General features: G+C 37.1%; 11 protein-coding genes and 1 other RNA gene. 3 read left to right on the forward strand and 9 right to left on the reverse strand.

All coding sequences use genetic code 11. The features are described 5' to 3' along the window. Positions 1–12: 12 nt before the first annotated feature. The 6 genes from ACKA06_RS04930 to ACKA06_RS04955 form a co-directional block, all read right to left on the reverse strand. Entirely contained in the window at positions 13–1197 is a 1185-nt protein-coding gene (locus ACKA06_RS04930; RefSeq protein WP_411159112.1) for an amidohydrolase, read from the reverse strand. 75 nt (positions 1198–1272) lie between these two features. Beyond that, positions 1273–2181 carry an EamA family transporter gene (locus tag ACKA06_RS04935; RefSeq protein ID WP_032086604.1) on the reverse strand — a complete coding sequence of 303 codons (909 nt, stop codon included), beginning with the start codon at positions 2179–2181 and terminating at the stop codon, positions 1273–1275. 788 nt (positions 2182–2969) lie between these two features. Further along, a complete protein-coding gene (locus tag ACKA06_RS04940) occupies positions 2970–3611 on the reverse strand; it encodes a hypothetical protein (RefSeq protein ID WP_214872050.1) in 642 nt (213 codons plus the stop codon). Positions 3612–3627: 16 nt separating this feature from the next. Beyond that, positions 3628–4179, reverse strand: a complete 552-nt coding sequence (locus tag ACKA06_RS04945; protein WP_032086607.1) for a hypothetical protein — start codon at positions 4177–4179, stop codon at positions 3628–3630. A 161-nt stretch (positions 4180–4340) separates the two neighbouring features. Further along, on the reverse strand, positions 4341–5615 hold the full coding sequence (gene ltrA / locus ACKA06_RS04950; protein WP_411159113.1) for a group II intron reverse transcriptase/maturase: 1275 nt from the start codon (positions 5613–5615) through the stop codon (positions 4341–4343). A gap of 536 nt (positions 5616–6151) precedes the next feature. Then, a complete protein-coding gene (locus ACKA06_RS04955) occupies positions 6152–6514 on the reverse strand; it encodes a hypothetical protein (protein ID WP_032086608.1) in 363 nt (120 codons plus the stop codon). Between the two features lie 623 nt (positions 6515–7137). On the opposite strand from ACKA06_RS04955, the gene ACKA06_RS04960 reads away from it, so the two are divergent. After that, positions 7138–8025 carry an AAA family ATPase gene (locus ACKA06_RS04960; protein WP_198257965.1) on the forward strand — a complete coding sequence of 296 codons (888 nt, stop codon included), beginning with the start codon at positions 7138–7140 and terminating at the stop codon, positions 8023–8025. A gap of 229 nt (positions 8026–8254) precedes the next feature. Then, positions 8255–8437 (forward strand): hypothetical protein, encoded by a 183-nt coding sequence (locus ACKA06_RS04965; RefSeq protein WP_032086609.1) that lies wholly within the window; start codon positions 8255–8257, stop codon positions 8435–8437. A 361-nt stretch (positions 8438–8798) separates the two neighbouring features. Here the strand turns inward: ACKA06_RS04965 and ACKA06_RS04970 are convergent, their stop codons facing one another. After that, positions 8799–9239, reverse strand: coding sequence for a hypothetical protein (locus ACKA06_RS04970; RefSeq protein ID WP_318293580.1), 441 nt, complete (start codon positions 9237–9239; stop codon positions 8799–8801). 254 nt (positions 9240–9493) lie between these two features. Here ACKA06_RS04970 and ACKA06_RS04975 point away from each other — a divergent pair, with 254 nt between their 5' ends. Next, entirely contained in the window at positions 9494–9910 is a 417-nt protein-coding gene (locus ACKA06_RS04975) for an LAGLIDADG family homing endonuclease (RefSeq protein WP_232353725.1), read from the forward strand. Positions 9911–10286: 376 nt separating this feature from the next. On the opposite strand, the gene ssrA is transcribed toward ACKA06_RS04975, so the two are convergent. Continuing rightward, positions 10287–10627: a transfer-messenger RNA gene (ssrA, locus tag ACKA06_RS04980) on the reverse strand. Positions 10628–10772: 145 nt separating this feature from the next. Next, positions 10773–11246: an SsrA-binding protein SmpB gene (smpB, locus tag ACKA06_RS04985; RefSeq protein ID WP_032086610.1), complete on the reverse strand. Its 474-nt coding sequence runs from the start codon at positions 11244–11246 to the stop codon at positions 10773–10775. Between the last annotated feature and the right edge of the window lie 73 nt (positions 11247–11319).

The raw sequence follows: 11319 nt of genomic DNA on the forward strand, positions 1-11319 counted from the left end.
TTTTGAGTATTTCTAGTTGTTCAGGTAATTGCAAACCACATATCCCACCGATTTCGCAGCCACAAGCAATGCATCCTCATCTATATCAAATTTAGGATGGTGGTTGAAGTAAGGATTCTCTGTTCCTTTTGGAGTGCAGCCGATATAAAAATAACAGCCGGGAATCTTCTCAAGGTAGTACGCAAAATCGTCTGATGGCGCCATTTTCGGAAACTCTTCCACTGAGGTAATATCTTTATCGTTAACATCTTTCAAAGTGTCGGCGACAAATATCGTCAACTCTGGATCATTGAACAGCGGAGGGTAGTCGGGGACAAATTCCAGGCCACCCTTTACACCAAATAATGCTTCGATACCATTCACTATCCGATGCAGTTCTTTTTCTATTACTTCCTTTGTTTGATCATCCGAATAGCGGATGTCCCCTTCTATTTCAATACCTTCCTTGATAACATTAAAACTGCCTTTACCGTCAAATGAACCGATTGTCACTACCCCGGTCTGAAGCGGATCCACCCTGCGGCTGACAATTGTTTGAACAGCTGTTACAAAATAGGCACCCGCCACAATTGGATCGTTTGCTTTATGAGGAGAAGAACCGTGGCCGCCGCTCGCCTGTAACTCAAGTTTAAAATAAGCCCTTCCATTAAAGGAATAACCACTATGAATCCCAACCGTTCCAGCGGGCGCAACCGGTAAAACATGGACACCAAAGATCGCATCAACATCGTCCATGATTCCCGATTGGATGATACTTTTTGCCCCGCCAGGCGGGACTTCCTCTGCATGTTGATGAATGATTTTTATGGTTCCCTGAATCTTTTCTTTCAGTTCAATCAGACAGTCAGCCAATACAAGCAGGTAAGCTGTATGAGCATCATGACCGCAGGCATGCATGACGCCTTCATTTTTTGATTTGAACGGTATATCCAGTTCTTCTTTGATTGGCAGTGCATCAAAATCAGCCCGCAGCCCGACCGTTTTACCCGGTCTCCCTCCTTTAATCGTTACAACAATACCATGTCCATTTCCAACTTCCTGTGATACATCAACGCCTTTACCTTTGTAAAAATCAGCTATATAGGCTGCAGTCTTTTTCTCTTCAAAAGAAAGTTCAGGGTGTTCATGCAAGTAACGGCGGATGACAATCATTTCATCCTCCCGTTCTTCGAGCATTTTCACTAATTGATCAATCATCATAAACAGCTTCTTTCTTATATTTTTTTGTTTCCCTGGCCTCACTGTATTCAATCCGATCAAAACAAAAGCTTATTATCCCTCACCATTCCTATACTTTCTCTTCGGTAATAAATTGGTGCCCAGTTCATTCAATGCGATTGCAGCCAGTATAATCGCTGTGCCTATCCACTGCTCCGGTGTCACAGACTCCGACAGGATGAGGCTGGCCGAAAGAATAGCGATGGGCAGTTCAATCGAAGTTAATATATTGGCAACCCCGCCTGAAACCAAGGGAGCACCAGCCGCAAAAAATAATGGAGGAAGAACGGCTCCAAATAAAGATACCCCTAGGGCAGTACCCAGTAAATCTCCCTGCAGCGGCATCACACTTGGAATCTCACGAATGAACAGGATCAGCACTAAAAAGGTTGACCCTGTCACCATTAAAGAGGTACGCGTCCACACATCCACATTCACTGCAACTTTTCCGCTAAAAAAGATAAATCCCGCATAAGTAAACGCGGATAAAACACCAAAAACATAACCTTTAACAGGGAGGCCGTTAATGTCTCCATTTAAGATATTCGAGGCAAAAAAGACTCCAATTAAAATTAAAACAATAGACAAGATTGTAATTGGCTTAGGTTTTATTTTGACCAAAACCCACTCTAATAGTATCCCTATCCAAACAAATTGAAACATCAATATAATGGCTAAAGATGCAGGAAGATATTGCATCGCTCCATAATAAAAAATACTGGTCAACCCGACAAAACAACCAGTAATCATAATCTGGAGAACATTCTTTTTAGTAAGACCCTTAAAACTGGAGCGTTTTATAAGGGTAAATGACCATAGAATCAGAAAGGAGATCATCATTTGTACTATATTTATCTGGCCTAGGGAGTAGCCATGGCTAAAACCCAATTTTGCAAAAACAGGTGTAAAGCCAAAGCATGCTGCCCCTATTAAAATGAATAAAATCCCTTTATTGAATTTCATCATCAGTCCTCCCTTTTTTGAAAGCTAAGCTTTATAAGATGTGCAGTAAAATGAACAGTTTGTGTCCTTATTCCTGATACTTCGATTCCTGTCCACACTCTAAAATTATTTAGTTAGGAAACTAAATACAAAACATTTTGCAGGCATTCATAGAATCCTTTTCCTTACTAAGTGTAAGAGTTCAATGAGAGAGGTTAATTGAACCCGATATGCTTATCCTGTGATTTTCTCATTGTTGTCCTCCACAAGTGATTTTATCTTTTCTGTGACATGACTTATAGACGATAATTCCCTTCCTGCCTACTTTAATGCCCACAACAAACGCAGATGAATGCATTCGAGCACAAGATTAGTTCAACAGTCATATCCTGCACACAAAATGTAACTTTAAGAGTAAAATCGCCAATATATAAAGCAAATACCTGCCAAAAAACTTCAAAAAACTAAATAAAATTTTTAATTACACACTGTAATTAATCATATCATCGCCAAGAATATAAATGTAAAGGATAAAATCGCCAAGAGTTCTCTTCTGAATCTACAGAACAGAACATGTAACCAATCCAATCGAATTAATAACTTAGTCTATAATTTACTAAAAAATCCTATGCACCATTCACTTTAGGACTTTATTTATTCAATTAAAGGGCCATTTAACGGAATTAAGATTGTTTAAGTAATTTAATTTAAAACAATTGGTATGAGTATTTGTTTGCATAATAAAATTAGAGGAAAGGTAACAATTTGTTACCTTTCCTCTAAAACAAAAAACAATTACAAAAATAAAGTTAATTATATTTATTATTCACTTCATCTTCTATATGTTCATATAATTCGATTTCATCTGTATGATCAGAAATGAAATTATAAGGTTCAGCTTCTTTTAATAGACTGAAACTACTCAACTTACCATTAAACTTTTTCTCATTTTTTGAATACTTACCGTATGCTAAAGACACAACACCATATTCGTTTTCATCATCTCCTTTTTGTAAGAAGAGGGTATAGTCTTTTCCATCGTCCATTTTCAAATATGATTCAACCGAGTAGTATTCGTTATCTTTAACGAATGCCGGCTCAACGATAACTATTTTATCTCCTTTCTTTAAAGAATTTTTGTAGCCCTTTAGAACCTCTACTTCTTTCCTCGATCCTAACGTTTCTCCATTGACAACATCATCGCCTAAATCCTGAATGGCTCTTACATTTACAATAAATTCTGCTCTTTCTTCGAGATTAGTAAGATCAGTTGGTACATGGTAGTCTGCAATACTTACAGTATTACTTATTTTAGTCTCTTCATTGATATAATTAACCATTTCCCCCTCATTTTCACCTTGCTTTTTAACTGCAAACTTATCACTGGCCACATTGTTACAACCGGCCAGTATAATAGAAAATGCTATAGGTACAGTGAGTATTTTTTTCATTTTAAGCCCCCGATAATTAATATTTATATGCGAAATTTGATTTATCTAAAGTAGTGTAATCAGTATAAGAGTATTTACCTTGCTTCATTACACTGGATACACTGGAATGTTGATGGACTGCATAATATGCATGACCTAATTCATGAAGTGCGACTTTATTATAGTTTGATTGTGAAAAACCATCATTCTTACATACATACTCATTAATTCTTAGAGTTGCATATCCTGTATCGTAGTTCGCATAACCATACCAATCATATGAAGACGAATTAACGGAATACATGTTTATTTCAATTGGATCACTTTTTGAACCGGATGTAGTGTGTAAGCTAATACTCGTGTTGGCAACTGCGTTCATTTTGCTAGCTGCATTTGAGAAAGCTGAACGATGTGAGGAATACGAAGCGTTATTATAATATCCAGTGCTACTGTAGTAATAATTCTTACCTGAGAATGCATCGGCGTTACGCAACTCAACCCCAATATCTGCACTAGCTGGGGTACCGAAAGACAAAGAAGAAATTAATCCTAATAATAAAACGAACAACAATGGAATTTTTTTCAACATTTACCATCTCCTCCTATATTATATGAAATTATACAATATTCTGAAATTTTTGTATACTAACATTTTTCAATTTCTTAATCGAGTAGAGGGAAAATAAATGTATTTTATTTTCGCCCCTCTCACAACACCGTACATACGGGTCTCGTATACGGCGCTTCAACTTATATTACTGTGTGTACTTTTAGATAATGGGTTAAAACAGAGGGGAGTCCCCTCTGTTTTAGTCTTTTATTTGAAATTGCTCTATGGACCACTTTAGAAAGTCCTATAAACCGATAACCTTTTCTGCAGTAGGTTAGTCCTTTCGCTTCTTCCTTCGGAATCCCTAGTTGAATAAGCGATTTGATTTGTTTACTCGGAACTTTCCATTGTTTCCAGATGATGACCCTAATTCTAGAGCGGAGCTTCTGGTCTATTTGTTTGGTCACTTTTTTCATATTGGCAATCCTGAAGTAGTTTACCCATCCAAAAATGACTTGTTTCAGTTTCAAAATTCGAAAGTCTAGTGGAACACTCCAATTTCGTTTTGTGAGCTGGCGAAGTTTTCTTTGAAATTTCCGTATTGAACTTAGATGAGGTTTCACTTGATATTTCTTGTTCTTATAGTCGTAATAGTACCCGTATCCTAGAAACTTCAGTTCTTTGGGACGGGCAATTCTGCTTTTCTCTGCGTTGACTATAAGTCCTAATTTCTTCTCAATGAATCTCACAATTGATTTCATTACTCGGTCCGCTGCTTTTTCGCTTTTTACAAAAATAAGTGAGTCATCAGCGTACCTTACGAATCTTAATCCTCTATTTTCAAGTTCTGTATCTAGTTCGTTCAACATGATATTACTCAGTAGTGGACTGAGGTTTCCTCCTTGCGGAGTACCGACAGGTGTCTCTTCATACTTTCCATTTACCATGACTCCACTAACTAAGTACTTTCTAATTAATGAAATGACACCTCCATCATCAACTGTCTGAGATATGATGCGCATCAGTTTATCATGGTGGACTGTGTCGAAGAATCTTTCAAGATCGATATCAATAACCCAGTCATGTCCTTCATTCAGAAATTCCAAGCTTTTAATAATTGCCATCTCACAACTTCTTTTTGGTCTGAATCCGAAACTAAATTCGCTGAACTGCTCTTCAAATATCGGACTGAGAACTTGATGAATTGCTTGTTGAACAACTCTATCCACTACTGTTGGTATTCCCAATTTGCGCACCTTCCCGTTTTCTTTTGGGATCTCCACTCTTAAGGCAGCTTGTGGATGATATTTTCTTGTTCTGATGCGCCTCCGTAATTCGTCCTTGTTCTCTTTCAGATATTGTTTCAGTTCATCGACTGTTACCCCATCTATCCCACTAGCGCCTTTATTTTTGTAAACACGCAAGTAGGCTTCATTCATATTTTGATTACTAAGGATTTGTTCTAAAAGTTCCACACTCGTTTCTCCTTCCCTCTCACGTAGTAAGTGATATCTCCCATTTTGGTTATCCTCTGAGATACGCTCATACTTTCACCATTAACACATTCGGAGTAGGTCACTTACGCATTCCTGGTACTCGAAACACTATAAATTGTTCCGCCCTTCATGAATTCACTTCACTACTATGGCTTCTGCTGACTTCTTGCGGCTAACCTTTTTCGACTGTACTGCTGTACATCCACAAGATCTCCCAGGGTAAGACAATTATCTTTCCTCTTTTACTCGCCTGATTTACCTTACAAAGTTACGCACATCTTTTGGACTTTGACTTGTTTGGGAGTCTTATCCCTATGCAAGGCCTTTGTATCAGATTTCTGTTCGTCGAGCCAAGATTTTATTCCACGCTTCCTCCAGCCCTTACCTCACGATAAGTACCTTGCGCTTCCTTAGTGGTTGGTCGATGTGTACCCCCACAGTGGACTTTCACCACCTAGATAATTGCCATGCCTGGCACACCAAAAAAACCACTCTTTAATAGAGTGGAGAAAGGCTTATTTTATAGTATATACCTTGTTTTGTATATAAATCATGTCTACATTTTCGTCATTATTTATTTTATAGATTTTTGTTCCCTTCCCAATAAAAGTAGCTTCAGTATTTTTTAATTCATAATTTGGGTTTTTTTCTTCTTCACTTCCCACCACTGTGAAAGTGATTTCTCCAATTTCCTTCCCAATGTCATCTTTTGTAATAGTATTAGTTTGTTTTTCATTATAATAGTATTTTTTGTCTTGCCATTTTACAACATCAACCCACTCAACAGAACTTTGTTGATTCTTTTGATTATCTGTTTTACTTGAACACCCAATCAAAATTATTAGCAAAACCAAAGCTAACCCCATGATTTTTTTCATGCATTTTTCCCCTTCATATTTAATATTACATATTATTCTAATCTTAAAACTATACTACACAAATTACAATAAAATTTATCTGAGACAGAATATGGGTTACTCATAAGTTTAACAGGAGTGGGTTCTATTTTAGGGGCAACCATTGTTTCGATGGTGGCAAAAAGGTTCTCAGTAAGAGTCCTAATATCCGTTGGTTATTTTATGGTTTCAGTTGGCTATCTGGTCTATACTTTTTCATTTTGGTCAGTAGCTATTGGATTTATGGTTTTAGGTTTTTTAATTCATTTTCTAGTACTGGGTTTATGACTTTTTACCAGAGTAAAGTCCCAATTAAGATGATGGGTAGGATTTCGAGTATATATGGTATTTTTCAGAGTTTTCTCCAGGTGATCTTCATATTATTGATTGGTTTTACAGGTGATATTATTCCAGTTAGGTACAGTATTATTGCGGCCTCTCCATCAATACTTGTCATAAGTATTTGGCAAATAAAATTGGTTTTTATACCAAGTGAATCTGAGTATTTTTCAGAAGAGACCGAACTCAAAAGCACCTCTCTTTTTTTCTATGTTGTAATTTGCTTAACGTTGTAAATCCGCATTTTCCTGACGATACCCCTATTGGTGGAAAAAGAATGCATTATTGAATGTTATATTCATAATCCGCCTTTGTTATTAAAAGAGGGAATAATACGATTATTTGAGAATGATGAGTATATTTTAGTAAAGGAAAACACCTTCGAATTTAATAAAATAACAACACAAGATATTACTAATTTGTATGAAGAATTAAACAAAGAAATAATAGGCCAAGAACAACCAATCTTAGAATTAGTATCAACGATTTATCCTTTAACCGCAAAGTATAGTAACCCTGTTGTCTTATTGTTTTATGGACCAGCTGGCGTAGGGAAAACTGAGACCGCTAAATTATTGAGTAAAGTTTTATACAATGGAAAGTTATTAAGGGAACAAATTTCAATGTATCAAACTGAGGCTTTTGCATCCTATTTATTTGGAGGTAGTATTAATGAAAATTCATTTGCTAAGGGATTAATTGGGCGGGAAACCAATGTAATACTTTTAGATGAATTCGATAAATGTCCTCCGGGTTTTTTTAGTGCTTTTTATCAATTTTTTGATGAAGGGTTATTTGTGGATAGAAACTATAAGGTCAATTTAAAGAATTCTATCATTATCTGCACCACAAACTACGGTTCACTTGAAGAGATTAAAAAGCAATTAGGCAGTCCTATCTTTTCAAGGTTTGATGGATTTATTTCTTTTGGAGATTTATCTCAAGAAGATAAATTAAAGTTAATAAGAATAAAGTATGAAAAAAATCTATCGTTATGGGATGAAGAACAGCAGGCTTTAATAAAAAAGAAAAACGCAATTGATTTTCTTACAGAACATGCAAATAAATTCATTAACGCTAGAAATATTGACAATGGAATTAGATCTTACATGTCTAAATTACTCATACAAGATGTTTTAAATAGAAACACGTGAGTAGCAAAAGCAAACAAAATTGAGAAAAACCAACAAATACATTAGCTAAGAATACATTAGCTTAGACTCTATGACAGCCATTTGTTGGAGTTAGGATCCCAGCAAAAGTGTGCATTTTCTCCTTTATTCAAGTAAAGGGCAGCAGTTTAATGGCATAAACCGAAACTCAATAAAATTAACATTCGTCTAATAAATAGGAAGAATTTAATGTAGTATAAGGGGTGCTGCAATGAGTACAAGGAAAGTGATAGCCATTTTGTCCACTATGAGTTTTATATTTTTAGTGTTAGGTTTTGTTGGTTCAAAAGAAAATCTTGATTTCGCTTTTTCCTTTCTGGGAGGCGGAGTATTTGCGTTAACACTAAAAGATTGGGGTTCAAGGGAAGGGCGTAAAAGAGATACGGAGATTTGAACATCTTTGGCTAACGAGGCAGGTTAATGTAATAACCCAAATTTAATAAATTGGGCTTTCGTCTAATTCAATAAAGGGGAGTATCTTTATTTTGGGTATTCCTGGAGGTGTTAATTATGATTGGTCCTACAGAAGCAGCTCTAATAGTATTCATTCCATTAATAGTAATCGTTATTAGTCTTATATACTTATTTGTATGGTTAAAGAAAAGAAGAAGGAATCGTTAACTAATTCTCTTATTCCATTAAAGTGGGCGTTTACCTAACTTTAGGCGGTTCCCAGTTTTCAACAACCTTACAGAGAAGTGATTAAGTCTAACCAAGAATTAGCCACCAATGTATTATTGGCGGCTATAAAGAGTTTACCTGTAAGGATTTTCATAGTTGTGATAAGCGTTGCCGCCACCAATTTTTCTTTTGGTCTCAGCGTCTATGATGGTATGCTTCCAATACTCTTTATCTTTTGTCTGTACAAAAGAAGCAAAGAAATACACTTGACGTTCTGGATGTATAGAAGCTGATAGATTTTCTTTGGGTTGAGGTTGACAAGAGTAACTTCCTGTTTTCTTCTCGAAGGTCATAATTACATCAGGCACCTCTTTATAAGATATTTTTTGTCTCATACTAAAAGTTGCATTTTTATATTCCTTAAATTCATTTTTTTTCAATTGTTCGTAGAACTGGTTTGCATTAATAAAAGATTTATTTTTGTTATCAGGATACTCAAACTGTTGAGCCACCGAAGGAATTGATAAAGCAACAAATAGAGAGAGGACCATAAAAAAACTCACAAACCTTTTCACCTTTTTCACCTCCAAACGTAATCCTACTTTTCCCCTTTTATTCGATTGATATGTAAAATGGAAAAACATTTTTCGGGTGGTGGAATGTGGCTACTGAACACGTACCGCAGTATGGAGTTTGCGGAATATGGTGGCAGAGCTTGTTCAAGTAAAGGGGGCTTTAATTGAATAACCATATACTAAAAACCTCAAATCTAAATAAATTCACTATCTTCTATTTTAGGGAAAAGTGATGTAAGTGGAGAAGACAGGGGATGAAAATTTTGAAGGATTGGGAAGCTGCCTATTTAGCAGGAATAATCGATGGAGAAGGATCAATAACACTCACCCGCATCCATGAAAATGAACATAGAAGACCATGTATATCCATTGCTTCCACAGATTTAGAACTTCTTGAATACATCAAGGAATTATCCACCGGTCATATCTCCAAAAAGAAAAATTATAACCCCTCCAGACATTTAAACTCATATTCATTTACAATAAAGAATAAAAATGCTGTCCTAAAAGTCTTAAAAGAAGTGACTCCCTATTTAAGGGTAGAAAAAAAGAAAAAGCGGGCAGCCTGGATTCTTGAGCACTATAACAAAGTTACAAAGCGAAATGGAAAGTATAGTAAGGAGTGTTTAAAACGCAAAATGGATTTTGAAGAAGGATTTTTCAATTTATAAGTGTTTGTTTAAAATCAAAAACCAGCCTCAAGAGAGAGGCTGGTTAGAATTTTCAATCACAAAATAAAAACCACCAAATATGTATTTGGTGGAGACGGTGGGACGTGCAATTCCATGCTTTCGTCATGGCACTGACTATATCTTGAACCTGTGTAGCAGAGGTCCTTTGGCGTATTATGCGGAATATAGATTTATCTGATGTCAGACAGGATTCCGCATCCTAGTACTGCCAGGACGGCAGCCTATAAGTCGATACACGGCTGTTGGATTGCTCCACATACCGCTCGGCATTGCCATATCACACTGTGTGTGACTTAGGTTTCACCGATAAAGCCAAATTTTCACTTATGTGTTGCCACATAAGGCGACTAATTACTAATCGAACCCACGTCCAGAAACATCGGCACTTAGGCGTCTACGAGCGTAGTCGATATATTCGCGAGTTCACTGCAATTTCTGCCTATCGACGGGCGTCCATGCAGCTAGTCTGATTAATCTCTTCCTTCATCCTCAGACGGTGGAATCCGGCGTAGCCTACTAAGAGTGAGTCCCTTACCCTACCACATAGGCGATGGAGGGAGGAACAGCTAAAGCGCTATTACGCTGCTAAAGCTAGGTTATTGTTTGATTTGCCAGTTATTATTGGCTTTGACGTTTTAACGTAGACGATCCCTACGGCTCGCGACCCAAGCTCGAACTATCCCTGTCGAATCCGTAACGTCCCCATAATATAAAGGGAAGAACGGGAAGAATAAGTTCAATCTGGTCACTTATTCAATTGTTCTTACTGCCGCTTGATTACCTTGCGACATCTATTATTATAACAAATCTACAGCAGAATGCAATTGTAAGATTCCGGAAATCAGTACGTTCCCTTTTGTCTCTGCGCTAGTTCACGCTGGATTGAACGATTTGCTTCTTTGCGTTTCAGATCTTCACGCTTATCATACTTCTTCTTACCTTTGGCAAGGCCGATGAGAAGTTTTGCGACACCATTTTTAATATAGAGCTTCAATGGTACGAGCGAGTAGCCTGCTTCCTTCGTTTCACCGATCAGCTTGCTGATCTGTTTCTTGTGCAGCAGGAGCTTTCGCGTCCTCAGCGGTTCGTGGTTGTAGCGGTTCCCCTGTTCATACGGGCTGATGTGCATGTTGTGAACGAAGACTTCGCCGTTTCTGATGCGTGCGAATGAATCTTTCAAGTTCACGCGGCCTGCACGGATGGCTTTGATTTCGGTCCCCTGGAGGACGAGTCCCGCTTCGTATGTTTCTTCGACTGTGAAATCATGGCGTGCTTTTTTGTTTTGGGCAATGAGTTTGCCTTCTCCCTTTGGCATGTGGATCCCCTCTTTTCTCTTTCTGTCGTGCTTTTTATTATCTCATATTTTGGTGAAGATTTGTATGAAAAGG

This window comes from Rossellomorea oryzaecorticis, assembly GCF_045897515.1.
GTDB lineage: Bacteria > Bacillota > Bacilli > Bacillales > Bacillaceae_B > Rossellomorea > Rossellomorea enclensis.